The sequence below is a fragment of the Rhizobium leguminosarum genome, from assembly GCF_019798305.1.
GTDB lineage: Bacteria > Pseudomonadota > Alphaproteobacteria > Rhizobiales > Rhizobiaceae > Rhizobium > Rhizobium leguminosarum_U.
Window position 1 is genome coordinate 83,593 of record NZ_JAAXDD010000010.1, and the last position, 26,041, is coordinate 109,633.

Sequence of the window (26,041 nt, forward strand, 5' to 3'; positions counted from 1 at the left end):
TCCGGTCGGATTGCGAGCGGCGGCGCGGCCATCACGCATAGATGGTCCGTCCGAAACGAGACCGATGAATACCTCCGACAACCCTGATTTACGGAGAATCTTCCTTAACGCTTTTAGTCTAATTTAACCTTGGTCTATCTCCCGGGGTCTCGATGCTGCGCCTTTTCTCTACGTCGATCGTACGCCAGATCGTTGCGATCACGCTGTTTCTGCTGGCGATCAGCACGGCCGCCATCGTTGGCGTGACCTATTACAATTTGAGCCATCAGGTCATGGACGGGGCCGTCTCCGATGCGAAGGACGCCGCCCGTGCGATGGCTGTCCTCTACGGCGCGGCTGATCAGGCTGCAAAGATCGAACTGAAGGACAATCAGCTCTCCGCCGTCACCGAAGACGCCATTCCCGCCCTTGCCGATCATTCGCTGGTCGACCGCACGGCGCAATCGATCGCCGGTGTCGCGACCATCTTCCAAAAACAGGGCAGCGACTACGTCCGCATATCCACCAACGTCAAGAAGGAAAACGGCGACCGCGCCGTCGGCACCAAGCTGATAGCCGAGCACCCCGCCCAGCCAGTTCTCGCCAGGGGTGAGGCTTATTACGGTCCGGCGGAGCTTTTCGGCCGCAAGTTCATGACCGGTTATTTCCCCATCAAGAATGCCTCGAACGCCAATGTCGGCATTCTCTTCATCGGCATTCCGATGGAGGTCTATTACCAGCGCATGTATGAGCTGCAGATGCTGGTTCTCGGTGTCGGCGCCATCGTCATGCTCATCGTCGGCGTTCTCGCCTTCTATGCGATCCGCCTGTCGGTGAAGCCTTTGCAGGCGCTGACCGTGAGCGTGCACTCGATTTCCGCGGGCGATCTCGAAGGGGCGATCCCTTGTATCGAAAAGAAGAACGAGTTCGGCGATATCGGCCGGGCCTTGGCGCTTTTCCGCGACAGCGCCCGCGCAAGGCGCGATCTGGAAACCCAGGCTGGCGAACAGCGCGCCTTGAGCGATGCCGAACGCGCCAGGAACGACGCCGACAAGCGTTCGCTCGACGGCCAGATCGACTTTGCCGTCAACCAGCTTGCCGCCGGCCTCGGGCGCCTGTCGCAGGGCGACGTCTCGCAAACGATCGGCACGCCCTTCGTCGGCCGGCTGGAGCAGCTGCGCGTCGATTTCAACGCTTCCCTCTTGCGGCTCCAGGATACCCTGTCCGGTATCCGTGACAGCGCCGCGACGATCCAGCGCAACAGCGGCGCCGTCTCCGCCTCTGCCGGCGAGCTTTCGAAACGCACCGAGGCGCAGGCGGCGAACCTCGAGGAGACTGCGGCCGCGGTGGAAGAGATCACCGTGACCGTTCGTTCATCCGCCGAGCGTGCCCGTGAAGCCAACAATGTCGTGGCTGCGACCAAGAAAACGGCCGACAGTTCGGGCGCCGTCGTTGGCGATGCCGTCGCCGCCATGGAACGCATCGAGCAGGCCTCGCAGCGCATCGAGCAGATCATCGAGGTGATCGACGACATCGCCTTCCAGACCAATCTTCTGGCGCTGAACGCCGGCATCGAGGCGGCGCGCGCCGGCGAGGCAGGCAAGGGTTTTGCCGTCGTCGCCCAGGAAGTCCGCGAACTCGCGCAGCGTTCGGCCGATGCGGCGCGCGAGATCAAGTCGCTGATCGAGACATCGAGCCGGGAGGTGACGGCAGGTTCCGAACTGGTCCAGAAGACCGGCAGCGTCCTTGCCTCGATCAGCCAGGAGATCATCGCGATCAGCGGCCATGTCGAGACCATCGCCACCGCCAGCCGTGATCAGTCGGCCGCGCTGCAGGAGGTCAACGGTTCCGTGAACGCCATGGACCAGATGACCCAGAAGAACGCATCGATGGTTGCCGAGACGACGCAGGCAAGCCGCCTGCTTGCCGGCGAGGCCGATACGCTGATGGCGCTGATCGAGCGGTTCCGCATCGTCGCAGAAGCCGGACCGGCTCATCTCGGAGCAAGAAGAGTCGCCTGAACTGCGCAGCCGCAGCGGCTGCGGGATTTCGCAGTGGCCCTGCGGCCCCTTCCGAGGTTGAGGTCGAGCGACGTCAGCCAAGCGGCAAAGCCAATAAGGCTATTGTTTCCGAACTCGGCATAAAATCTGTCCTCTTCCGCCTTGCCACCGCTTCGTTGGGGATAGTGCCGATAGCCGATGGTGACTGCGATAGTGAGCATGTCGATCATGGCAATGTCCTTTCCTATGTCACATCACCTGATTTAGGCATCGAATTTCTCTTTATAAACGGGGAAAATCCCGCTATGTTTTTCATATATGAAAAATGCGAATTGGGATTCCTATCAGCTTTTCCTGCAGGTCGCCCGGCTCGGCGGTTTGACGGGGGCAAGCACCGCAAGCGGGCTCAGCCCGGCGACCGTCGGCCGGCGCATGCTCGATCTCGAGCAGGAGATCGGCCGCGCATTGTTTTCGCGCAGCCAGACCGGATACCGTCTGACGCAGGATGGCCAGGCGCTGCTCGATCACCTTCAGGAGATGGAGGCCGCCGCCCGCAAGGTGGCGGCGTGGAGGCAATCCGGCGAGGGCGGCACCACCGTCAGGGTCACCGCCGGCACCTGGCTCGCCTGGCTGCTGACGGAGAATTTCGCCGCAATCCGCATGCCGGGCGATGCCTTCGCCATTTCGCTGACCATCGGCGAGGCGCGGGCAAGCCTTGCCTATCGCGAGAGCGATATCGGTATTCGCGCCTTCGAGCCCGAGGAGGCCAATCTCGCCGCACGTCAGCTCGGGGAGGTGGCCTATGCCGTCTATATCAGGCGCAACGCCGCCGAGACCGACGAGCGCTGGATTGCGGTCGCCGAGGACGAGGCGATATCGGCCTATCTGCGCTGGCCGCACGCCCATGCCGCGACGGGGATCGTCGCCACCGTCAACCGGCCGCGCTCGCTGCCGGACCTGGTGCGCGCCGGCGCCGGCAAGACGGTGCTTCCCTGTTTCGTCGGCGATCTCCATCCCGAATTGCAGCGGCAGGGCGGCGAGTTACCGGAATTGCGCCACCGGCAATGGATCGTCATGAATGCCGAGGACCGCCATCGTCCGGAGATCCGCACGGTCGCCGACCGCATGACCAAGCTCATCAAAAGTTATGCCGATCTCTTCGCCGGAAAACGACCGAGCCGCGGCTGAAGCGCCGCGGCCGGCTTTTCGTCAATGCCGGTTGGTGACGACGACGGGAATCAGCAAGTCGCCCCAGTGGCCGTCGCCGCCGTGATGACGGGCCGAGCGCACCAGTTCGACCGAGACGCCGGCCTCGACGGCTTTCATGACCGATTGGTTCAGCCGATGCAGGTCGTTGGCGAGCATGCGGATCGTCGTCTGCTGATCCTCGCTCATGCTGCTTGCCTGTTCCTCGGCCCGTTCCCTGACGCGTGTAATGGATGCCATGATCTTCTCCTCCTCTTCGAGTTATTCCGCAGCCGGTTTGAACTGCGCATGTTCGGTCGAACCGTGCATCGCCGTGGTCGAAGACCGGCCGCCGGTGATGGCGAGCGACACGGCGTCGAAATAGCCGGTGCCGACCTCGCGCTGATGTTTGGTGGCGGTATAGCCATTGACCTCGGCGGCGAATTCCGCCTGCTGCAGCTCGGAATAAGCCGACATCTGCCGCTGCCGGTAGCCGCGCGCCAGTTCGTACATGCCGTAGTTCAGCTGGTGGAAGCCGGCGAGCGTGATGAACTGGAACTTGTAGCCCATCGCGCCGAGTTCGCGCTGGAACCGCGCAATCGTCGCCTCGTCGAGGTTCTTCTTCCAGTTGAAGGAAGGCGAGCAATTATAGGCGAGCAGCTTGCCGGGATGGACCTTGTGCACGCCTTCGGCAAAGCGCCGCGCCTGATCGAGGTCCGGCTTCGAGGTCTCGCACCAGATGAGATCGCAATGCGGCGCATAGGCGGCGGCACGCGCGATGCAGGGCTCAATGCCGTTTCGCACCTGATAGAAACCTTCGACCGTACGGCCGGCATCATAGTCGACGAAGGGCTGGTCGCGCTCGTCGATGTCCGACGTCAAGAGCTTCGCCGCTTCCGCATCGGTGCGGGCGATGACGAGCGTTGCAACGCCCATGACGTCGGCGGCAAGGCGCGCGGCATCGAGATTGCGGATATGGGCGGCCGTCGGGATCAGCACCTTGCCGCCAAGATGGCCGCATTTCTTCTCCGAAGCGAGCTGGTCCTCGAAGTGGACGCCGGCGGCGCCCGCCTCGATATAGGCCTTCATGATCTCAAAGGCGTTGAGCGGTCCGCCGAAGCCTGCTTCCGCATCGGCAACGATCGGTGCGAACCAGGTCTCGACGGAAAGTCCCTGGGCTTCCGCGGTCTCGATCTGATCGGCGCGCTGCAGCGTGCGGTTGATGCGTTTGGCCAGTTCCGGACCGGCATTGGCCGGATACAGCGACTGGTCGGGATACATCGCCGATGCCGTATTGGCGTCGGCCGCCACCTGCCAGCCGGAAAGATAGATCGCCTTCAGTCCGGCGCGCACCATCTGCATGGCCTGGTTGCCGGAAAGCGCGCCGAGCGCATTGACGAAATCCTCCTGGTGAATGAGCCGCCACAACCGGTCCGCCCCCATCTCGGCCAGCGTATGGCGCAGCGCCACCGAGCCTCTGAGCCGCTGCACGTCCTCGTCCGAATACGGTCTCTCGATGCCGTTGAAGCGGCCAGCTGATGCGTTTGGAACAAGCTTGTAAAAATCCGTCATGCTGCTCTCCTCACTAAAAAGCCCGATAAAGGTGCTGCATGACAAGATTGACAATTTGCGCCGATATGACCAGGAAAACCTTTGATTTCCTGCCTGGAAAGGGGTTAAGATGACGAAGATTGACAGAGCGGCGCTGTGAATTTGTAAAATTTTGTAAATACAGCGCTCCTTGCCTGTCAAAGGGTGTGACATGGCGGAACGAAAGATATTCGCAGGCCCGAAAGTCAGGCGCATCCGCAATGCGTTGGCGCTGACGCAGACCGCCATGGCCGAGGCGCTTGAAATATCGCCGTCCTACCTGAACCTGATCGAGCGCAACCAGCGGCCGTTGACGGTGCAGCTCCTTCTCAAGCTTGCAAGCGTCTACAGGGTCGATCTGGAGGAGTTGCGGGGGCAGACCGGCGGCAGTCTCGATCAGCTCAAGGAGGTCTTTGCCGATCCGCTGTTGTCGGGCGAGTTGCCGGGTGATCAGGAGTTGGTGGAGGTGGCCGAGGCAGCACCCAATGCCGCGAGCGGCATGATCAAGCTCTACCGCGCCTATCGCGAGCAGGCGGCGAGGCTGTCCGACCTGACGGCGCTGATGGCCGCAGAAGGGCATGCGCCGGTCGCCGCCGGCCGGTTGCCGCTGGACGAGGTGCGCGAGACGCTGGAGCGCAGTTCCGGCTATTTCGGGCAGATCGAGACGGCGGCGGAAGCCTTTGCCGCAACGCTCCCCTGGGGCGTCGATCTTGCCGCCGGGCTGAAGGATTGGCTGCGCTCCGAGCGCGGCATCGCGGTGCGTGTCTTGCCCGTCCATGTGATGCCGGATCTGCGTCGCCGTTTCGATCGCCATTCGATGCGGCTTTTCATCTCGGAGCGCCTGTCACAGGCCGACCGTGCGCATGAGATCGCCATCGAAGCCGCGACTCTCGCTTTGCTGCCGGCAATCGAGGCCGAGCTCGACGATCTCTCGCTCTTCTCCGCCGAGGCGCGCCGCATCGCCCGCTTCGAGCTTGCCCGCATCGCGGCCTTAGCGCTCGCAATGCCCTATGAAGCCTTTCTCTCGGCGGCGAAGGCAACGCGCTACGATATCGATATACTGCGTGCGCGCTTCGGCGTTTCCTTCGGCCAGGCCGCCGCGCGCCTTGGCATGCTGCAGCGCCCGGGGGCAGCCGCCATCCCCTTCTTCCTGGTCGAGATCGATGCCGCGGGCCACCGGCTGCGCAGGGCAGGCGCCCAGGGCTTTCCGCACGCCCGTTTCGGCGGCGGCTGTCCGAAGCTCAATCTCCATGCTGCCTTCCTGCAGCCGGGCCAAATCCTCGCCGAAACGGTCGTCATGCCTGACGGCGCATCCTTCCTGACGGTTTCCCGCACCCTGGAAGGGCCGAGCGTCGAATTCGGCGAAAGAGTCAGGCGCACCGCGATCCTGATTGGCTGCGACGCTGCCCTTGGCGAGGGGGTGGTCTACGGGCAGGCGACGGCGCTCGATCCGGTTGCGATCGGTCCGGCCTGTCGACTTTGCGAGCGGCGCGGCTGCCTTTCCCGGGCCGAGCCGCCGGTGACGAGACCGCTCGGGCTCGACGAGATGGTGGCCGGGCTCAGCGCCTTCGACTTCCAGTGATTGTGAAATCATTGAGGGCGCAGGATTTTGCGCTTGTGGGCTTAGAAATTCCTTCTTAGTCTGCGTGAAAAACCAGAGGGAAAAGATGTCCGAGGGTGCGGAATCTTTGAACAAACAGGAGAAGTCATGAGGTCAACCATCCTAAGCGTGACGGCCGCCGCCGTTACCGCGCTCCTTGCTGCCGTGCCGGCCTTTGCGCAGGAGCGTGTGGTCAACGTCTACAACTGGTCGGATTATATCGACAGTTCCATCCTCGAGGATTTCACCAAGGAAACCGGGATCAAGGTCGTCTACGACACTTTCGACTCCAACGAGACGCTGGAAACCAAGCTCTTGGCCGGCGGTTCGGGCTATGACGTCGTCGTCCCCACCGTCTCCTTCATGCAGCGCCAGATCGCCGCCGGCGTCTACCAGAAGCTCGACAAGTCGAAGCTGCCGAACCTGGTCAACATGTGGGACGTCATCATGAAGGGTGTGGCGTCCTTCGACCCCGGCAATGAATACAGCGTCGACTACATGTGGGGCACGACGGGCATCGGCTACAATGTCGACAAGGTCAAGGCCGCCCTCGGCACCGACGAAAAGCCCAATTGGGACGCGTTGTTCGATCCGGCGAAAGCAGCAAAGCTCAAGGATTGCGGCATCTATATGCTGGATTCCCCGACTGATGTCGTGCCCTCGGTGCTCGCCTATCTCGGGCTCAATCCGAACAGCACCGATCCCGCCGATCTTAAGAAGGCGCAGGAAGTCCTCACGGCTGTTCGTCCCTTCGTCCGCAAGTTCCACTCTTCCGAATATATCAGCGCGCTGGCGAACGGCGATATCTGCATCGCGCTCGGTTATTCTGGTGACATGTTCCAGGCCCGCGACCGTGCCGTGGAAGCCAATGCCGGCGTAAAGGTCGACTATTCGGTGCCGTCGCAGGGCGCCCAGATCTTCTTCGACGTCTTTGGCATTCCGAAGGATGCGCCGCATGTCGCCGAAGCCCATGAATTCATCAACTACATGATGAAGCCGGAAGTGATCGCCAAGGCCTCGAACTTCGTCTTCTACGCCAACGGCAACAAGGCGTCGCAGCAGTTCCTCGACAAGGAGGTCCTCGACGATACGGCGATCTACCCGACGCCCGAAGTGATGGCGAAACTCTTTACCGTTCCGCCGCTCGATCCGAAGACGCAGCGGATCGTGACGCGGCTATGGACCACTGTGGTCACCGGCCAATGATTTGATAGTGGCCCGGACGGAAACGTCCGGGCCTTTTTTTGACGATCCCGGCCGGGTGAAACCGGGAATAAAAGCCAATAACAAAAGCAAAGAATGTATTTTTCGGGGAACAATATGAAGTCTCTAGGCAATATTCGCCGCTCATTCGCACCTTGGACCGATCCGTCCGCCAAGCCCTTCATATCCATCAAGAACGTCACCAAGCGTTTCGGCGATTTCACCGCCGTCGATAATCTGTCGCTCGATATTTATCACCGCGAGTTCTTCGCGCTTCTCGGCGCCTCCGGCTGCGGCAAGTCGACGCTTCTGCGCATGCTCGCCGGTTTCGAGCAGCCGACCTCGGGCGAAATCGTGCTCGACGGCACCGACATGGCCGGCACGCCGCCCTATCGGCGCCCCGTCAACATGATGTTCCAGTCCTATGCGCTTTTCCCGCACATGACAGTCGAGAAGAACATTGCCTTCGGCCTGAGACAGGACGGCATGGCGAAGGACGAGATGACTGACCGCGTCTTGCAGATGTTGAAGCTTGTCAAGCTGGAGCAATTTGCATCCCGCAAGCCGAACCAGCTTTCCGGCGGCCAGCGCCAGCGCGTGGCGCTGGCCCGATCTCTTGCCAAGCGCCCGAAGGTGCTATTGCTCGACGAACCGCTCGGCGCACTCGACAAGAAGCTGCGCGAGGAAACCCAGTTCGAGCTGATGGACCTGCAGCAGAATCTCGGCCTCACCTTCGTCGTCGTCACCCACGATCAGGAAGAGGCGATGACCATGGCCGACCGTATCGCCGTCATGAGCCACGGCAAGGTCGTGCAGGTGGCGACGCCGGCGGAGATCTACGAGGCGCCGAATTGCCGTTTCGTCGCGGATTTCATCGGCGACGTGAACATCTTCGACGGCAAGGTCGCCTCTTCGGGCAACGGCACCGTCGAGATATCAGTCGATAGCGGCTTCAGCGTGCGTGTCGCCGCTTCCGAGACACCCTCGGCAGGCAGCGCCGTCGGCTTTGCCATCCGGCCGGAAAAAATGCGGGTCGGGCGCACGCCTCCCGCCAACGCTTCGGTCAACGCTGCGAGGGGCGAACTCTGGGATATCGCCTATCTCGGCGACATGACCGTCTTCCATGTGAAATTGCAGAGCGGCAAGGTCGTCAAGGCCTCCTCCCTCAACGCGCAGCGCTCCGTCGACGACCCCTTCACCTACGATCAGGACGTCTGGGTCTCCTTCGACGAAAACGCCGGCGTGCTGCTGAAGGATTGACATCATGGGCAAGTTCACGTCCGGCCTCTACAATCGCCTTGTCATCGTCATCCCTTATGCTTGGCTGCTGCTCTTCTTCCTGGCGCCCTTCTTCATCGTCTTCCGCATTTCGATGTCGACGACGGCGATCGCCATGCCGCCCTATGAGCCCGTCTTCTCCTTTGCCGACGGCTGGGCTGGCCTCTTAAACAAGCTCAGTGAACTCTCCCTCGATAATTACACCTACCTCACCGACGACCCGCTCTATTTCAACGCCTATGTGTCGAGCGTGGTGATTGCCGCGATCTCCACCCTCCTGACGCTGCTGATCGCCTATCCGATCGCCTACGGCATGGCGCAGGCGCCGCGTGGCCTGCGCCCGACGCTGGTTATGCTGGTGATCCTGCCCTTCTGGACGAGCTTTCTGATCCGCGTCTACGCCTGGATCGCCATCCTGAAGCCGGAGGGCCTGTTCAACCAGTTGCTGCTGTCGCTGCACCTCATCGACACGCCGCTGATCATCCTCAACACCAATACCGCCGTCTATATCGGCATCGTCTATTCCTATCTGCCCTTCATGGTGCTGCCGCTCTATTCGGCGCTCGAGAAGATGGACGGCACGCTGATCGAGGCCGCGCAGGATCTCGGCTGCCCGCCGATCACCGCCTTCTGGCGCGTCACCTTCCCGCTGTCGATCCCCGGCGTGGTGGCCGGCTGCATGCTGGTCTTCATTCCGGCCGTCGGCGAATTCGTCATCCCCGATCTGCTCGGCGGGTCGCAGACGCTGATGATCGGCAAGACGTTGTGGAACGAGTTCAATTCCAACCGCGACTGGCCGGTCTCCTCGGCAGTGGCGACCATCCTGTTGCTGATCCTGGTCATTCCGATCGTCTTTTTCCAGAATGTCCAGGCCAAAGCCGAAGAGCGGGGGAAATAAGCCATGCTGAAATGGACCCGCTTCAACATCCTCTCCGTCACCCTCGGCTTCGCCTTCCTCTACCTGCCAATCGTGCTTCTGGTGATTTTCTCCTTCAACGAATCCAAGCTCGTGACCGTTTGGGGCGGCTTCTCGACGAAATGGTATGTCTCGTTGATGAGCAATCAGGCCTTGCTCGACGCTGCCTGGGTTACGCTGCGCGTCGGGCTGTTGTCGGCGACCTTGGCAACCATCCTCGGCACGATGGCAGCGCTGACATTGGTGCGCTACACACGCTTTCGCGGCCGCATGCTGTTTTCGGGCATGGTCTATGCGCCCCTCGTCATGCCAGAGGTCATCACCGGCCTGTCATTGCTGCTGCTCTTCGTGGCAATCGGCCTCGACCGCGGCTTCTGGACGATCACGCTCGCGCATACGACGCTGACCATGTGTTTCGTCGCCGTCGTCGTGCAGTCGCGCCTGTTGAGCTTCGATCATTCGATCGAAGAAGCGGCCCAGGATCTTGGTGCGCCGCCGGTGCGGACCTTCTTCGAGATCACCCTGCCGATCATCGCGCCCGCCGTGGCCTCCGGCTGGATCCTGGCCTTCACCCTGTCGCTCGACGATCTGGTGATTGCGAGCTTCACGTCGGGGCCTGGCGCCACCACGCTGCCGATGAGGATTTATAGCCAGGTCCGCCTCGGCGTGACGCCTGAGATCAATGCGGTGTGCACGATCCTGATCGGCATCGTCGCGGTCGGCGTCATCTGCGCCTCGATCATCACCAAGCGCCGCGAAACGCAGCGCCAGAGGGACGAGCGCGCCGCTGCTGCCGGCGCCTGATCTAACGTGCGCGGCGGCTCTGCGTGAAAACAAAGGGATAGAGCACTTCCGTGATTCGAAGAAAAACGGAAATGCTCTATTGCGCGTGAGGTGTATTGCCGAACAGCGGCACCGGCGAGATCACCGGGTTCGGCCATGAACCGCCGATGAAGAACGGCAGAAGCGGCAGCTCCGCGGCCTTGGCCGGATCGGTTGCCTCCAGTGATCCGGAAAGCGCCAGCCCGTTCGACTGATAGGTGATGACGCCGGAAAGCGTCAGCGTCTGCGTGGCGCCGGCGATATGGGCGTCGTGCATCTCGGCGGTGCCGTTGGCGAAATCGGCCTGGAGGTTCAGCCGGTTGAAGGCGAAGGCGCCGCCTGCTGCCGCGCTCAGCGGAAAGAACGGCTTTTCGGCCGCCTGCGTCCGGAGTGCTGCGGCATCGATGCCGGGAATGGTACCTTCCCCCGTCCAGAAGTGCAGCTTGCCGGTGACGTCGGCAAGGCCGGTCGTCCAGATCGCCTTTGGCGACTGCAGGTCGAGATCGAGCGATCCTGTCGCAAGCGGCAGTGGACCCTTCAGCGCAAGGCGCTCGGCAAGGGCTGCGAAGTCGGCATTGCGAATCGACAGCTGCAGCTTGCCGCCGCCGTCGAAGTCGCGTTGCGTCGCTTCCAGATGCGCGGTCATCTCGCCGCCCTCGAACTGGCTGTCGCCAATATCGAATTTGGCCTCGCCGCCGGCAACGATCATGCTGGCCCCAACGTCGGAAAGCTCGAAGAGACCCATCTGGGCGCGCCGCGCCGAAAGCCTGACGTCGACATCGAGCGCCTGCAGCGGCCCGCCTATGCCGGCGGAGATTTCCTCTGCCTCGCCGGCGGCGAGCCTCAGCGCGAAGGCGTCGAGGAAGGGCTTGAGGTTCATCTGGTCGAAGGCGAGCGTGCCGCCGATTTTCGGTCGTTTGCCGGGTTGGGTGAAAAGGTCCATCACCCCGGTGGCGCTCGCTTCGTTCAGCGAGAGACTGAGATTGTTAAAGCGCAGCCCATTGCCCGACGACATGATGTCGGATTCCAGCGAAGCGTTCTTCAGTGTTGCGATACCGGGGATCGACTTGCCCGACCATGTCAGCAGCGCCGGCACATCGGGAATGCTGGCGGTGATATTGCCGGAAAGGGCCGAAAGGCTGGCGATGCTGGCAATCCCCTGAAAATGCGCGGTCAAAAGGTTTGATGTGAGCGACGTCCGTGTCTCGGCATTCCTGCCGGCAAAGGCGAGCAGCGGCTGGCGCGAGGCGAAATCGACCTTCAGATCCTCACCGTTGATACGGGCGATGACGACTGCCGAGATCGCGCCGGAAAGTCTCGGCCAGGCGATATCTGCGGTGACGCTGCCGAAATGATAGGTCTTGGCGGTCCTGATGTCGGTGACCACAAGCGTGCCGTCCTCGACGGTCACTGCGCCGATCTCGGCATCGAGATCAGGATTGAGCACCTCAGCGCCGTTTTCGTAGCGTACGCCACTGATCGCGCGTGCAAGCAGTCCGGCATAACTCCAGTCGATCAGGCCTTTCTCGTCGCGTGTCAGCGCCAGGTTGGGGCGTACCAAATGGAAATCGTGGAAGCTCGTCCGGCCTCGCAACGCATCGATGAGGCTGAAATCGGCCGACAGGCTTTCAATGCTGCCGAGCAGCTTATCGCCATTTTCGCGCGGCTGGCGGACGGTGATCTGGTTCAGCGTGATGCGCGGTGTCGGCCAGAATTCGAGAACCGGACTACCCTTGATCTCGGCATGGTAGCCCGTCCATTTCGACAGCGCGTCCTCGATGCCGGAGCGCACGAAGCCGGTCGAAATAAGATAGGGCGCGGCAACCCTGAGCGCCACGAAAAGCGCCAGCGCGATCAGCAGGAATACCGTCGACAGGCGGGCGAAGCCCGGAAGCCAGCGCGAAACGGGTCCGATCTTCCTGCGCCACCTGCGATGTCTTGACGTGCTCATGATCTCCGCCGGCAAATTCAGCCGGTCATCCCGTTATGCGCTGATTTCGCCGGATATAGGAAATATCAGGCATATGCAAATCCCGACAGTGCCGCGCGTCTTTTCGGACGCGCAAAGGACGCTGTAGCACTTTCAATTAAATAGTTGGAGCATGATGCCGTCCGAAAATCGCTCACACTTTTCGGCATCATGCTGCAGACGTCGGATCGCGTCGGTTCCACGCTTTATAATGCAATGCAGCATGATATAAGGACGGCATTGGGGAGGAGGATTGAATGCAGGATAACAGACCACTTTGGGTGCCCTCGCAGGATGCCATTGCAAAAAGCCCGATCCATGCCTTCATGGAGCGCTGCAATGCCGACTTCGGGCTTTCTCTTTCGGGCTTTGAGGATCTGCATGCATGGTCGGTGGCCGAGCGGGAGAACTTCTGGTCGACCGTCTGGGATTTTTGCGGCGTGCAGGGGGAGCGTGGCGCAGAGGTGCTTGCCAATGGCAACCGCATGCTGGAAGCCCGCTTCTTTCCTGATGCGACGCTGAACTTTGCCGAAAACCTGCTGTCTGGCCGCGGTGAGGGAGATGCGATCATCTTCCGCGGCGAGGACAAGGCCGAGGACCGCTGGTCGTGGGACCGGCTCCGCGCGCTGGTCTCGAAGCTGCAGCAGGCTTTCGCAGCGCTCGGCATCGGCAAGGGCGACCGCGTCGCCGCGATGATGCCGAACATGCCGGAGACCGTCGCCGCCATGCTCGCCGCCGCCTCGATCGGCGCAATCTGGTCGTCCTGTTCGCCTGATTTCGGCGAGCAGGGTGTGCTCGACCGCTTCGGCCAGATTGAGCCGAGGCTCTTCATCGCCTGCGATGCCTATTGGTATTCCGGCAAGCTGCAGGATGTCGGCGCCAAGGTCGCGACGGTCGCAAAAAGCCTAGGTGTCCCGACGATCGTCGTCCATTACGCCGGCGATGCCGAGGCGGTGGCGCTCAAGACCCCGGGGGCTTTAACACTCGAAGCCTTTGTCGCGCCCTACGAGGCAAAGGAGGTCGAGTTCACACGGCTCGGTTTTTCGCATCCGCTCTACATCCTGTTTTCGTCAGGCACCACGGGCGTGCCGAAATGCATCGTGCATTCGGCCGGCGGCACGCTGCTGCAGCATCTGAAGGAGCAGAGGCTGCATTGCGGCCTGGAGGCGGGCGACAAGCTGTTTTACTTCACCACCTGCGGCTGGATGATGTGGAACTGGCTGGTCAGCGGCCTTGCCAGCGGCGCAACGCTCTGCCTGTTCGACGGTTCGCCCTTCGCCCCCGACGGCAACGTGCTGTTCGACTATGCCGAGGCCGAAAAATTCGCCATCTTCGGCACCTCGGCGAAATATATCGACGCGGTGCGCAAGGGCGGGCTGACGCCGCGCGAGAGCCATGATCTCTCCAGCCTCCGGCTGATGACCTCCACCGGTTCGCCGCTGTCACCGGAGGGATTCACCTTCGTCTATGAGGGCATCAAGGAAGACGTGCAGCTCGCCTCGATCTCAGGCGGCACCGATATCGTTTCCTGCTTCGTGCTCGGCAATCCGCTGCAGCCGGTCTGGCGCGGCGAGATCCAGGGGGCCGGCCTCGGCCTTGCCGTTGACGTCTGGAACGATGACGGCAAGCCGGTGCGCGGGGAGAAGGGCGAACTCGTCTGCACCAAGGCCTTCCCGTCGATGCCGGTGATGTTCTGGAACGATCCCGATGGCGCCAAATATCGCGCCGCCTATTTCGACCGGTTCGACAATGTCTGGTGCCACGGCGATTTCGCCGAATGGACGGAGCATGGCGGCCTTGTCATTCACGGCCGTTCGGATGCGACGCTCAATCCTGGCGGCGTTCGCATCGGCACGGCCGAGATCTACAATCAGGTCGAGCAGATGGAGGAGGTGGCCGAGGCGCTGTGCATCGGCCAGGAGTGGGATGACGACGTGCGCGTCATCCTCTTCGTTCGCCTCGCCCCCGATGTGACGCTGACGGAGGATCTCGTCAAGGCGATCAAGACGCGTGTCCGCACCGGCGCCTCGCCGCGGCACGTGCCGGCGAAGATCATCGCGGTTGCCGATATTCCCCGCACCAAATCCGGCAAGATCGTCGAGCTTGCCGTGCGGGAGGTCGTTCACGGCCGGCCGGTGAAGAACCAGGAAGCGCTTGCCAATCCTGAGGCGCTGCGGCTCTTCGCCGGGCTAAGCGAACTGAAGGATTGACAGCGATCGGAAACTACAAGCTTTCACCCTCTATCAATCTCCTGTCATGGAAACCTTTCGTTAAGAAAGGTTTGTCAAATGTGAAGCTAACTTGGGGGCCGCACATGAACGAGGCGGCCTGAGGCCTCCTGGCCTCCGAAACATGACGTTGATTCACCGAGCTCTTGTTGAACAGCACCAAATTCAAGGCAGCCTCTGGCTGCCTTTTCTTTATGGCACTTACACCGCAGCGCGTCTCTTTATGCGCGCAAAGGAAGCTGTAACACTTTTTGAATCGACGCACGCTGCGTTAGCCGGCCAGCACCCGCTGCGACGGGAAGGTGATCTCGACGAGCGTGCCCTCGTTCGGCGTCGAATTGATCGAGAACGTTGCCCGGTTGGCATCCACCATCGCCTTGGTCAGCGGCAGGCCGAGCCCGGTGCCGTCGCCGCGATGGCGCGATTGGGTCGAGGAGACCTGCCGGAACGGCTTCATCGCCTGGTCGAGTTCGCTGCGCGTCATGCCGATGCCGGTATCGCGGACCCTGAGGACGACGCTGCCATTCGCCTCATAGGACGTGGAAACGACGATCTGCCCGCCTGATGGGGTGAAGCGGATGGCGTTCGACAGGATGTTCAGGGCGATCTGCTTGATCGAGCGCAGGTCGGCCACGACATCGGGGACCGATTGCGACAGCGCCGTGCGGATGATGACGCGCTGGCCATTCGCCTGCGGCTGTATCAGTGCCACGGCCTCGGAGACCGCCTCGTTGAGACCGACGGCATCAAAATCGAGATCCATCTCGCCCGCTTCGATCTTCGAAATGTCGAGCAGGTCGTTGACGATGTCGAGCACGTGTCGGCCAGAGCGGCCGATGTCGTTGGCATATTCGATATAACGCGGATGGCCGATCGGCCCGAAACGCTCGCCCGCCATCATGTCGGAAAAGCCGATGATGGCGTTGAGCGGTGTGCGGATCTCATGGCTGACACGGGCAAGGAAATCGGTCTTGTGAGCGTTGGCGGTTTCGGCCGCACCCTTAGCGTTGCGCAGTTCGTCCTCGGTGCGCTTCCACTGGGTGATGTCGCGGATGACGGCGCAATAGCCATTGGAGGAGGTGAGCTGGCCCATCGTCATGAATAGCGGCACGAAACCGCCGGCGGCCTCGCGGCCGATCACTTCGCGTCCGTCGTTCAATACACTTGCCACGCCATGGCCGGAGAGGCCGTTCAGATAGTCCATGACCGCCTTCTGGCTCTCATGGGCAAACAGCATGACGAAGGGTTTGCCGCGCGTCTCCTGCTCGTCGTAATTGAAAAGCGCGCTGGCCGAGCGGTTCATCGAGCGGATGTCGCCCTCCGTGCCGATGACGACGACGCCGTCGGTCGCCGTTTCCAGGATCGAGCGCAATTCTTCCACTTCGACTTGAAGCTTGGCGACCTTCTCGACCATCCGCTCGGGGCGACCTTCGGAACGGCTTGCTTCGCCGCGGCTGTCTTCCTTGCCTTCCACCGGCATCAGAGCCAGCATCAGGGCGTTGGCGTCTTCCCAGCGCACCGATTGCAGCCGCGCGGTCACCGGCGCCAGCGTATCATCGGCCTTGACGAGCATCATGGTGCCGGAGCCTGCGGCCTTTTCCTCGAGTTCGCGGCGCTGCAGCAGAGCTTCGATGCCGCCCACCTCGCGCAATGAGTCGAGCGAATTGTAGCCGGTCAGCCGCATGAATTCCGGATTGGCATGGAGCAGCGCATCGCCGACATGGATCAGCACGGCAACAGGCAGCTGGTCGACCGTTCCGACCGTCAGCCCGTCCGTCATCTTGACGCGCGGCGGGATGAAACTGGCGAGAACCTCGATCTGGCTGACCGTCTCCTCCAGCCCTTCCGTCGCCTCGTCCTCGGCGATGACAGCCGGTTCTTCGGTGGCGCCGTCGTCTTCGCACTGCGCCTCGATGGCATTCTCGAAGATCGCCTCCTGCGGCGCCATTTCCTCGAGCGACGGTATTTCCGCCTTGTCGGCGGTGGGTGTTTCGGCCTCGAACTCTTCGGGTCCGGAGGCCTCTTCGAAGCCCGTCTTTTCCGTGGCGGCGGGTTCCGCCGGCGCCGCGGCGCTGGGTTCCATCGGTGCTGCGGCGGCAGGCTCTTCCTTGCGGGCGCCGAAGGCTTCGAGACGTTTGGCGATCTCGCGGAAATTGGCCTGTTCGGCAGCCGTCAGTGCGGCGCCGCTGTTGTGGAGCTGAACGATCTTGTCGGAGAAACGGCGATTGGGCGTTTCCGAAATTCGAAGCGCCGGCGGCTCTTGCGAAAGTTCTCCTGGCTCGGCGGCGGAAACGTCGCCGGCATCGGCGCGGCGTTCCGCTTTTTCTGCAGCACTTTCCGGGGCAGGTGTCTCGACGGTCGCCTGCTCGGTAAAAATCTCTTCCGGCGCTGTCTCCGCTTCGTGTGCCACCCCGGCAATGGTCTCGGCGGGTGGGCCGAGGCTCGCTGCATCATGGCCGATGCCGTCCGGGCCGAGTGTCAGGCCGAGTGCCAGCGGATCTTCCTGCGTATCGGAAAGCCGGACGACGCCGAAGCCGCGGAAACCATCGAAGTCGCGGTTGCGGGTATAAGTCGGCAGCGCCGCCAGATCGACCGGAACGACGAGGCTGGTGCCTTCGACCGGCCAGAGGATCGTCTTGCCCGACCACGTGTCGCGGCGGGCGAGCGCCTCGGAAAGCTTGCCGTCAGGATCGAGATTGAAGAGGGCAGCGACGTCGCCGAAGGCAGAGCCGATAATGTCGGACGCATGCGGACCGACGGCCTGGGCAAATTCGTGGCTGACCTCATTGAACCGGCCTTCCGCATCGATCTTCCAGACGAAGCGCGTGGCGCGGCTGTTCGGTTTGAAGACAAAGCCGGGCGCAGCCGCAAGCTCAACGGCAGGGCGCGCGTCGGGGACAACAGTCGTTGCCTTGACGGGTTCTTCGTGGTCCGCTTCCGGCGTGTCTTCGATAGGCGTTTCGCTGGCTTCGACAGGCGCTTCCGCCGCCGTTGTTTCCACCGTCTCGGCAACGGAGGCCAAGTCGTCCTCGATGATCGCGGCGGGCTCCTCGGCGTCATCCGCGTCACTGTCGATCACGCCGCCGTCGCTCTCGGGCTCCGCATGTCCGGCAGTTTGCGTCTCTTCAACCGCCTCGTCTGTGGATGCCGCCGCAGTCTCCGTCGGCTGTTCGCTTTCCCCGGCGATCTCCTCCAGCGTCTCCTCGACCTCTTCGATCCCCGAGACCGCGTCGATGATCTCGGTGAAGCCTGCGGTGGCGAGAGGCTCGTCCTGAAGCGCTTCGGCAGGTGGCGCGCTTTCTTCCTGTGCGGGCGCATCGACCGGGTCGAGCGCGGGCGTATCGACCGGGTCGAGATGATCGATCGCGGCCTCCACAGCAAAGAGCAGATTGAGCGCTGGGTCGTCGCTGAGTTTGCCGACCGCGGCCGGAAGATTGCCCCTGGCGGTGGCGACGGGACGCTTCACCAACCGGTCGGGATGTGCGCCGGCAAGGTTGATCAAGGTCTTTGCCGTCTGCTCGGAGATCCCGAGCGAGGCGAAGCCCGGGGAAGCCGCGATGACCTCGCCATTGGCGCCGATCACCGCCATATGCGTATCGGGATCATCAAGTCCCTGCAGCATCTGGGCCGCCGATGCGCCTGACGCGAGCGGCTTTGCCGAGACCGGCACCGAAAACAGGATGGCGTTTTCGCCCTGGGAAAGGTGGATCAGTTCGGCAGCCGCCTGTACCTGTGCACGCTGAAAGCCCTTGGCAACGCGGATCATCAGGCTGCGGCTGTCGCCGATATCGGTGAGCTGGCGCGCCGCCGTTTCCAGTTGGCGGAAGGTGATGTCGGCGCGGTCGACGCCCTGATCGAGCAGGTCATAAACCGCCGAATGGCCGAAAAGCTCCGCACCCGCACCGTTCGCCCAGAGCAGACGGGCGAGATCGGCCGAAAACAGCACCATGGCCTCGCCGCGTGAAAAGCGTTCCCGCACCCGTGCATGCACGGCGATGTCGATGAACGGATATTGGACTGCGGGCATGTTCGAACCTTGTCGCTGTCGGCCTTCTTAAATTAACGGCTTATTAATAACTGCGGGGCGCATGTCGGTCCAGCAGAGGAGGGGGTTTTCGGCCGGAAAGGTTAACGTCTTGTGCATTGCACAATAATTGTTGCAATGCACAATGGAATGTCTTATATAAGCATCATCCCAACTACCGCAGGCAGCGACTGCCTCAGCCCAAAGGATGCGACCCATGGCTACCATAAAGACCGATGATGTTTTTTCAATCGCTTCTTTCGACCCGTCCAAGTTCACGGAATCCTTCCGTGAATTCGCCGAAAAGGGCGCTCAGCAGTCGAAGGATGCCTATGCCAAGCTGAAGACCGCTGGCGAGGAAGCCGGCAAGACGCTCGAAGCCACCGTCCAGACGGCACAGGCCGGCTCGGTCGAGATCGGCCTGAAGGCGATCGACATCCTGCGCATCAATTCCGAGAACTCGCTGTCGCACTTCGAAGCGCTGCTCGGTGTCAAGTCCCCGGCCGAATTCTTCGAGCTGCAGACCTCGTTCATCCGCAAGCAGGCCGAACTCACCGTCGAGCAGGCGAAGTCGATCCAGGAAACCACCAAGCAGGTGGCCGAGAAGCTTGCAAAGCCCTCCAAGGACGCCGCCGAAAAGGCCATGGCTTCCTTCAAGGTTGCCTGATCGGTCTTTATCGACCAGAAACAAAAGGCTGGACCTCGCGTCCGGCCTTTTTGTATATTGACGAGGAATGGGGCTTGAATTCGTCGCCAAGTCCTCGTATGTGACCCCCATCGCGCCAAGCGCGATTTATGCGGTTGTAGCTCAGTTGGTTAGAGCGCAGGTTTGTGGCACCTGAGGTCGGAGGTTCGAGACCCCCCAACCGTACCATTTCTCCACATGTTCATACCGAAGACATAGGTAACAGGTCATCCCTAAGACATAGGTAACAGGTCATCCCTAAGACATGGGTGACAACCTCGTGCCGAACGGATTGTCGATGGTCCTCTGCTCCAGCGCATGTCTGTCGTGGAACCGATGGTCGATCTCCGGTAGCCCGTTACAACTAGCAACATCTCAAAACCAACTGCGCGGCGACCGGAAGAGCATCTACGCTTCCGGCGGCGAATTTGCTGCTTATTTACCACGCCAACTCGAACATTTAAGAAGCACAACCCTTCCGTATGGTGCCATACCGCTGGGTGAGGTACGTATGCGACACGTAGCAGCACCGAGGTCCGCAATTGCGACAATCCGCCACTCGATCCGGAACGATCCGCCCACGAAAACATATGGCGTAAGATGCGAACAGCGAATCCTATCTCACGGCAAGTGAGGGGAGAAAGCGCAAGGAGCGCCGAAACATGCGGAACCGATATAGCCGAGTCCGAAGACTTATTAAATTTCAGCAGGTGACTGTAACGTCAATTTAAGTGCCGTCATGCCAGCAATTGCGTAAGTCGGACGGGCAAAGCGCAGGATCCTGGAGTATCTCTTCTAGCTTTTGATAGACGTTGCGGAGGAAGCCTTCATGGGCGCTAGCTGCCAAGATTAAAAAGTTCCTGAATGGAAATGAAGCTTTTAGTTGAATTATCCCCTCATGTGGGGCAGACCGGCATTAGGCGCGGTCGGTTGGAATAGGCAACGGGGATTTTATGTCAGGCATTAGTACCTTCACGAAGAATGTGTTCTTGACGGGCGATCAGAGAATCGATGGACTCATCAGCGGCGTTGCCTGGGACGGCACTATAACTTATGCATTCCCCACCCTCTCCACATCGTATCTGTATAGCTACGAGAAAGATTACGATTTTTCTTCCATTTCCTCACAACAGCAGTCTGCGGCCTTGTTTCTTATGGAGCAATCCTATGGGAATTCGGCAAATGACGGTTTTTCGGTAGAGGGGTTTACGAACGCTAATTTCGTGACCGGGAGCACAGAAACCGCAGCCGTGCGTTTGGCTGAGTCGTCACTGCCTTGGACGTCATGGACCTATTATCCGGGTTCTGGCAGCAACAGCGGCGATGTCTGGTTTGGGACGGAATATGCCGGTACCGAGGATGATCTTCGCTTCCCCGGTTTCGGCAACTACGCGGGCCATACCGTAGCGCATGAGCTGGGTCATGCTCTCGGACTGAAGCATGCTAATGAAGCGGATTATCCGAATATGACGGTCGTTCCGCTTGCATACGACTCGCTCGAATATACCATCATGACCTACCGCACATATGTGGGAGATAATGGGGACGGGTACGAGTATGAACATGACGGGGCGCCACAGACCTTCATGATGCTCGACATCGCCGCCCTGCAGGAAATGTATGGTGCGGATTACACCACCAACAGTGGCGATACCGTCTATAAGTGGAATCCGAACGAGGGCATCACCTATGTCGACGGCGTAGCGGCCATCACCCCCGATGCCAACCGCATCTTCGCGACAATCTGGGACGGTGGCGGTATCGACACCTATGATTTGAGCGCATATACCACCGCCCTCAGCATCGACCTGCGAGCAGGAGGGTACTCGCTCTTTTCCCGGGGCCAGTTAGCCGATCTGGGGGGTGGGCCGAACAATGGCTATGCCCGCGGCAACATTTTCAACGCGCTTCTTTATAATGGCAACGTGGCGTCCCTGATCGAGAATGTTGAGGCCGGCTCGGGCAACGATAAGATTATAGGCAACGAGGCGAACAATACGCTTTGGGGCAATGCCGGAGACGATTCGCTTTATGGTGGCATTGGCAACGACACGTTGATCGGCGGTGCTGGTTCCGATTGGATGGTGGGCGGGGCGGGCAACGACCTCTATGTTGTCGATGATAATTTCGATTTTGTGATCGAGAGTGCGAATCAGGGGACCGACACAGTTCAGACGGCGCTCTCAAGCTATACGCTCCGCGACAATGTCGAGACCCTGGCTTATACGGGATCCGCCAGCTTCACCGGCACCGGCAATGCGCTGGCTAACACCATCACCGCCGGCGCCGGCAATGACACGCTGAATGGTGGGGTAGGTGCGGATACTTTGATCGGCGGTGAGGGCGACGACACCTATATCGTCGACAATGCCGGCGACCTCGTCACCGAAGCCGCCGACGCAGGGACCGACACGGTTCGCGCTACATCGGCGAACTATACGCTTGCCGCCAATCTCGAGAACCTCACCTATATCGGCACGCTAGCCTTTACCGGGACAGGCAATGACCTTGCCAACACGATCAGGGGTGCGGCAGGTGCCGATACCCTGGACGGGAAGGCTGGAGCAGACAGCTTGGTCGGTGGTGCGGGCAACGACACCTATATTGTCGATAACGTTGGCGATGTGGTCACCGAAGGACTGAATGAAGGAACCGATCTGATCAAGACGGCGCTTTCTTCCTATGTCTTGACCATCAATGCCAATGTCGAGAACCTGACCTACACGGGTTCCGCCAGCTTCACCGGCACCGGCAATGCGCTCGCCAACACGATCACCGGCGGCGCCGGCAACGATCTTCTGGACGGCGGCACCGGCAATGACACGCTGGCAGGCAGCGCCGGCAACGACATTTATCTGGTCGACAGTGCGACCGACGTGATCAACGAGGCAGTCAGCGCCGGCACCGACGAAATCCGCGCGGTGCTTGCAGCCTACTCGATCGCCGCCTTGGTCAATGTCGAGAACCTAACCTACACGGGATCCGCCAGCTTCACCGGCACCGGCAATGCGCTTGCTAACACGATCACCGGCGGCGCCGGCAATGACACGCTGAACGGCGGGGCCGGTGCGGATACTTTGATCGGTGGTGAGGGCGACGACACCTATATCGTCGACCATGCCGGCGACCTCGTCACCGAAGCGGCCGACGAGGGAACCGATACGGTTCGCACGACGCTGGCGAGCTATATGCTTGGCAGCGATCTCGAGAACCTCACCTATATCGGCACGCTAGCCTTTACCGGGACAGGCAATGACCTTGCCAACACGATCAGGGGTGCGGCAGGTGCCGATACCCTGGACGGGGGGGCCGGTGCGGACAGCTTGATCGGTGGTGCGGGCAACGACACCTATATCGTCGACAATGCCGGCGACCTCGTCACCGAAGCGGCCGAGGTGGGTATTGACACGGTTCGCACGACGCTGGCCGCCTACACACTGGAGGCGAATGTCGAGAGCCTGCTCTATATGGGATCCGCCAGCTTCACCGGCACCGGCAATGCGCTCGCCAACACGATCACCGGCGGCGCCGGCAACGACACGCTTGATGGTGGCATCGGCAATGACACGCTGATCGGCGGCGCCGGCAACGACACATTGATCGGCGGGGCCGGTTCCGACACGATGTCGGGCGGGGCGGGCGACGACATCTATGTGGTCGACAGTGCGACCGACGTCATCAACGAGGCAGTCAGCGCCGGCACCGACGAAATCCGCACGGTGCTTGCAGCCTACTCGATCGCCGCCTTGGTCAATGTCGAGAACCTGACCTACACGGGATCCGCCAACTTCACCGGCACCGGCAATGCGCTTGATAACATCATCACCGGCGGCGACCACGATGACACGCTGAACGGCGGGGCCGGTGCGGACAGCATGATCGGCGGTGAGGGCAACGACACCTATATTGTCGACAATGCCGGCGACAGTGTCACCGAAGCTGCCAATAAGGGGACCGATACGGGTCGCACGGCGCTGACAAGGTATACGCATGGCAGCGATCTCGAGAACCTCGCCTATATCGGCACGCTAGCCTTCGCCGGAACAGGCAATGATCTCGAGAACGTGATCACGGGTGGAGCTGCCGTTGATACGCTTTCCGGCGGTGTCGGCAACGATACGCTGAATGGCGGGGCTGGCGCCGACAGCTTGATCGGCGGTGCGGGCGACGACATCTACATCGTCGACAATGCCGGCGACCTCGTCACCGAAGCCGCCGACGCGGGGACCGATACGGTTCGCACGACCCTTGCCGCCCACACATTGGCGGCCAATGTCGAGAACCTCACCTACCTCGGAACGGCAGCCTTTGCCGGGACAGGCAATCTGCTCGACAACATTATCATCGGCGGTGTTGCTGCCGACAAGCTGATGGGGGCAGGCGGCAACGACACTTTGATCGGCGGGGCTGGTGCCGACACGATGTTGGGCGGGATTGGCGACGACGTCTACGTCGTCGACATTGCGACCGACCTGGTGATCGAGAATGTGAACGAAGGGACGGACACGGTCCGGGCGGCGCTTGCCAGCTATACGCTCGGCAACAATGTCGAGAACCTGATCTATACGGGATCCGCCAGCTTCACCGGCACCGGCAATGCGCTCGCCAACACGATCACCGGCGGCGCCGGCAATGATGTGCTGAACGGCGGGACAGGTGCGGATACCTTGATCGGCGGGGCGGGCAACGACACCTACATTGTCGACAATGCCAGCGACATCGTCACCGAAGCCGCCGACGCCGGGACCGATACGGTTCGCGCGACATCGGCGAACTATACGCTTGCCGGCAATGTCGAGAACCTCAGCTTTGCCGGCACAGGAACTTTCGCTGGTACCGGCAACAATCTCGACAATACGATCACGGGTGGCGCTGCCACCGATACGCTTTCCGGCGGCGCCGGCAATGACACGCTGAACGGCGGGGCCGGTGCGGATACTTTGATCGGTGGTGAGGGCGACGACACCTATATCGTCGACCATGCCGGCGACCTCGTCACCGAAGCGGCCGACGAGGGAACCGATACGGTTCGCACGACGCTGGCGAGCTATATGCTTGGCAGCGATGTCGAGAACCTCACCTATATCGGCACGCTAGCCTTTACCGGGACAGGCAATGACCTTGCCAACACGATCAGGGGTGCGGCAGGTGCCGATACCCTGGACGGGGGGGCCGGTGCGGACAGCTTGATCGGTGGTGCGGGCAACGACACCTATATCGTCGACAATGCCGGCGACCTCGTCACCGAAGCGGCCGAGGTGGGTATTGACACGGTTCGCACGACGCTGGCCGCCTACACACTGGAGGCGAATGTCGAGAGCCTGCTCTATATGGGATCCGCCAGCTTCACCGGCACCGGCAATGCGCTCGCCAACACGATCACCGGCGGCGCCGGCAACGACACGCTTGATGGTGGCATCGGCAATGACACGCTGATCGGCGGCGCCGGCAACGACACATTGATCGGCGGGGCCGGTTCCGACACGATGTCGGGCGGGGCGGGCGACGACATCTATGTGGTCGACAGTGCGACCGACGTCATCAACGAGGCAGTCAGCGCCGGCACCGACGAAATCCGCACGGTGCTTGCAGCCTACTCGATCGCCGCCTTGGTCAATGTCGAGAACCTGACCTACACGGGATCCGCCAACTTCACCGGCACCGGCAATGCGCTTGATAACATCATCACCGGCGGCGACCACGATGACACGCTGAACGGCGGGGCCGGTGCGGACAGCATGATCGGCGGTGAGGGCAACGACACCTATATCGTCGACAATGCCGGTGACAGTGTCACCGAAGCTGCCAATAAGGGAACCGATACGGTTCGCACGACGCTGACAAGCTATACGCTTGGCAGCGATCTCGAGAACCTCGCCTATATCGGCACGCTAGCCTTCGCCGGAACAGGCAATGATCTCGACAACGTGATCACGGGTGGCGCTGCCGTTGATACGCTTTCCGGCGGTGTCGGCAACGATACGCTGAATGGCGGGGCTGGCGCCGACAACTTGTTCGGCGGTGCGGGCGACGACATCTACATCGTCGACAATGCCGGCGACCTCGTCACCGAAGCCGCCGACGCGGGGATCGACACGGTTCGCACGACCCTTGCCGCCCACACATTGGCGGCCAATGTCGAGAACCTCACCTACCTCGGAACGGCAGCCTTTGCCGGGACAGGCAATCTGCTCGACAACATTATCATCGGCGGTGTTGCTGCCGACAAGCTGATGGGGGCAGGCGGCAACGACACTTTGATCGGCGGGGCTGGTGCCGACACGATGTTGGGCGGGATTGGCGACGACGTCTACGTCGTCGACATTGCGACCGACCTGGTGATCGAGAATGTGAACGAAGGGACGGACACGGTCCGGACGGCGCTTGCCAGCTATACGCTCGGCAACAATGTCGAGAACCTGATCTATACGGGATCCGCCAGCTTCACCGGCACCGGCAATGCGCTCGCCAACACGATCACCGGCGGCGCCGGCAATGATGTGCTGAACGGCGGGACAGGTGCGGATACCTTGATCGGCGGGGCGGGCAACGACACCTACAT

General features: G+C 61.4%; 15 protein-coding genes and 1 tRNA gene. 11 read left to right on the top strand and 5 right to left on the bottom strand.

The window, feature by feature from the left end; translation table 11 throughout:
- The first annotated feature begins 152 nt into the window (after positions 1–152).
- Complete coding sequence (locus HFO99_RS18950) at positions 153–2,000, top strand: methyl-accepting chemotaxis protein (protein ID WP_222362841.1); 1,848 nt, start codon at positions 153–155, stop codon at positions 1,998–2,000.
- On the opposite strand, the gene HFO99_RS18955 is transcribed toward HFO99_RS18950, so the two are convergent.
- Positions 1,973–2,209 carry a hypothetical protein gene (locus tag HFO99_RS18955; RefSeq protein ID WP_222251231.1) on the bottom strand — a complete coding sequence of 79 codons (237 nt, stop codon included), beginning with the start codon at positions 2,207–2,209 and terminating at the stop codon, positions 1,973–1,975. The two genes, HFO99_RS18950 and HFO99_RS18955, sit on opposite strands and share 28 nt — an antisense overlap.
- Before the next feature lie 88 nt (positions 2,210–2,297).
- On the opposite strand from HFO99_RS18955, the gene HFO99_RS18960 reads away from it, so the two are divergent.
- Entirely contained in the window at positions 2,298–3,167 is an 870-nt protein-coding gene (locus HFO99_RS18960) for a LysR family transcriptional regulator (protein ID WP_222362843.1), read from the top strand.
- A gap of 21 nt (positions 3,168–3,188) precedes the next feature.
- On the opposite strand, the gene HFO99_RS18965 is transcribed toward HFO99_RS18960, so the two are convergent.
- Together HFO99_RS18965 and aceA are read right to left on the bottom strand one after the other, a co-directional pair.
- Entirely contained in the window at positions 3,189–3,425 is a 237-nt protein-coding gene (locus HFO99_RS18965; RefSeq protein ID WP_003545603.1) for a hypothetical protein, read from the bottom strand.
- 21 nt (positions 3,426–3,446) lie between these two features.
- The gene (gene aceA / locus HFO99_RS18970) at positions 3,447–4,736 is read right to left on the bottom strand and encodes an isocitrate lyase (protein WP_222362845.1); all 1,290 of its coding nucleotides are present in this window, start codon (positions 4,734–4,736) and stop codon (positions 3,447–3,449) included.
- A gap of 190 nt (positions 4,737–4,926) precedes the next feature.
- On the opposite strand from aceA, the gene HFO99_RS18975 reads away from it, so the two are divergent.
- From HFO99_RS18975 to HFO99_RS18995, 5 genes are all read left to right on the top strand, one after another.
- Positions 4,927–6,336 (top strand): short-chain fatty acyl-CoA regulator family protein, encoded by a 1,410-nt coding sequence (locus HFO99_RS18975; RefSeq protein WP_222362847.1) that lies wholly within the window; start codon positions 4,927–4,929, stop codon positions 6,334–6,336.
- Between the two features lie 126 nt (positions 6,337–6,462).
- Positions 6,463–7,560 (top strand): polyamine ABC transporter substrate-binding protein, encoded by a 1,098-nt coding sequence (locus HFO99_RS18980; RefSeq protein ID WP_164576252.1) that lies wholly within the window; start codon positions 6,463–6,465, stop codon positions 7,558–7,560.
- Positions 7,561–7,674: 114 nt separating this feature from the next.
- Positions 7,675–8,817, top strand: a complete 1,143-nt coding sequence (locus HFO99_RS18985) for an ABC transporter ATP-binding protein (RefSeq protein WP_222362849.1) — start codon at positions 7,675–7,677, stop codon at positions 8,815–8,817.
- Between the two features lie 4 nt (positions 8,818–8,821).
- Positions 8,822–9,733 (top strand): ABC transporter permease subunit, encoded by a 912-nt coding sequence (locus tag HFO99_RS18990; protein WP_222362851.1) that lies wholly within the window; start codon positions 8,822–8,824, stop codon positions 9,731–9,733.
- Between the two features lie 3 nt (positions 9,734–9,736).
- Positions 9,737–10,555: an ABC transporter permease gene (locus tag HFO99_RS18995; protein WP_017967096.1), complete on the top strand. Its 819-nt coding sequence runs from the start codon at positions 9,737–9,739 to the stop codon at positions 10,553–10,555.
- Positions 10,556–10,631: 76 nt separating this feature from the next.
- On the opposite strand, the gene HFO99_RS19000 is transcribed toward HFO99_RS18995, so the two are convergent.
- Positions 10,632–12,524, bottom strand: a complete 1,893-nt coding sequence (locus HFO99_RS19000; RefSeq protein ID WP_222362853.1) for an AsmA-like C-terminal region-containing protein — start codon at positions 12,522–12,524, stop codon at positions 10,632–10,634.
- Positions 12,525–12,799: 275 nt separating this feature from the next.
- Between HFO99_RS19000 and HFO99_RS19005 the strand changes: the two genes are divergently transcribed.
- Positions 12,800–14,752: an acetoacetate--CoA ligase gene (locus HFO99_RS19005; RefSeq protein WP_222362855.1), complete on the top strand. Its 1,953-nt coding sequence runs from the start codon at positions 12,800–12,802 to the stop codon at positions 14,750–14,752.
- Positions 14,753–15,041: 289 nt separating this feature from the next.
- Here HFO99_RS19005 and HFO99_RS19010 read toward each other — a convergent pair whose 3' ends face one another.
- Entirely contained in the window at positions 15,042–18,797 is a 3,756-nt protein-coding gene (locus HFO99_RS19010) for a PAS domain-containing sensor histidine kinase (RefSeq protein ID WP_222362857.1), read from the bottom strand.
- Positions 18,798–19,011: 214 nt separating this feature from the next.
- Here HFO99_RS19010 and HFO99_RS19015 point away from each other — a divergent pair, with 214 nt between their 5' ends.
- The 3 genes from HFO99_RS19015 to HFO99_RS19025 all read left to right on the top strand — a co-directional run.
- On the top strand, positions 19,012–19,461 hold the full coding sequence (locus HFO99_RS19015) for a phasin (RefSeq protein WP_003545621.1): 450 nt from the start codon (positions 19,012–19,014) through the stop codon (positions 19,459–19,461).
- 130 nt (positions 19,462–19,591) lie between these two features.
- A tRNA-His gene (locus HFO99_RS19020) sits at positions 19,592–19,668 on the top strand.
- Between the two features lie 764 nt (positions 19,669–20,432).
- Positions 20,433–26,041 (top strand): M10 family metallopeptidase C-terminal domain-containing protein (locus tag HFO99_RS19025; protein ID WP_222362859.1); only part of this gene is annotated, 5,609 nt, incomplete at its 3' end.

Bases quoted from the DNA above. Each gene is read 5' to 3' on its own strand.
- HFO99_RS18965 (WP_003545603.1), bottom strand. From the start codon at position 3,425: ATGGCATCCATTACACGCGTCAGGGAACGGGCCGAGGAACAGGCAAGC.
- HFO99_RS19000 (WP_222362853.1), bottom strand. From the start codon at position 12,524: ATGAGCACGTCAAGACATCGCAGGTGGCGCAGGAAGATCGGACCCGTT.
- HFO99_RS18995 (WP_017967096.1), top strand. From the start codon at position 9,737: ATGCTGAAATGGACCCGCTTCAACATCCTCTCCGTCACCCTCGGCTTC.
- HFO99_RS18985 (WP_222362849.1), top strand. From the start codon at position 7,675: ATGAAGTCTCTAGGCAATATTCGCCGCTCATTCGCACCTTGGACCGAT.
- HFO99_RS19005 (WP_222362855.1), top strand. From the start codon at position 12,800: ATGCAGGATAACAGACCACTTTGGGTGCCCTCGCAGGATGCCATTGCA.
- HFO99_RS18990 (WP_222362851.1), top strand. From the start codon at position 8,822: ATGGGCAAGTTCACGTCCGGCCTCTACAATCGCCTTGTCATCGTCATC.
- aceA (WP_222362845.1), bottom strand. From the start codon at position 4,736: ATGACGGATTTTTACAAGCTTGTTCCAAACGCATCAGCTGGCCGCTTC.
- HFO99_RS18955 (WP_222251231.1), bottom strand. From the start codon at position 2,209: ATGATCGACATGCTCACTATCGCAGTCACCATCGGCTATCGGCACTAT.
- HFO99_RS18960 (WP_222362843.1), top strand. From the start codon at position 2,298: ATGAAAAATGCGAATTGGGATTCCTATCAGCTTTTCCTGCAGGTCGCC.
- HFO99_RS18980 (WP_164576252.1), top strand. From the start codon at position 6,463: ATGAGGTCAACCATCCTAAGCGTGACGGCCGCCGCCGTTACCGCGCTC.
- HFO99_RS19015 (WP_003545621.1), top strand. From the start codon at position 19,012: ATGGCTACCATAAAGACCGATGATGTTTTTTCAATCGCTTCTTTCGAC.
- HFO99_RS19010 (WP_222362857.1), bottom strand. From the start codon at position 18,797: ATGCCCGCAGTCCAATATCCGTTCATCGACATCGCCGTGCATGCACGG.
- HFO99_RS18950 (WP_222362841.1), top strand. From the start codon at position 153: ATGCTGCGCCTTTTCTCTACGTCGATCGTACGCCAGATCGTTGCGATC.
- HFO99_RS18975 (WP_222362847.1), top strand. From the start codon at position 4,927: ATGGCGGAACGAAAGATATTCGCAGGCCCGAAAGTCAGGCGCATCCGC.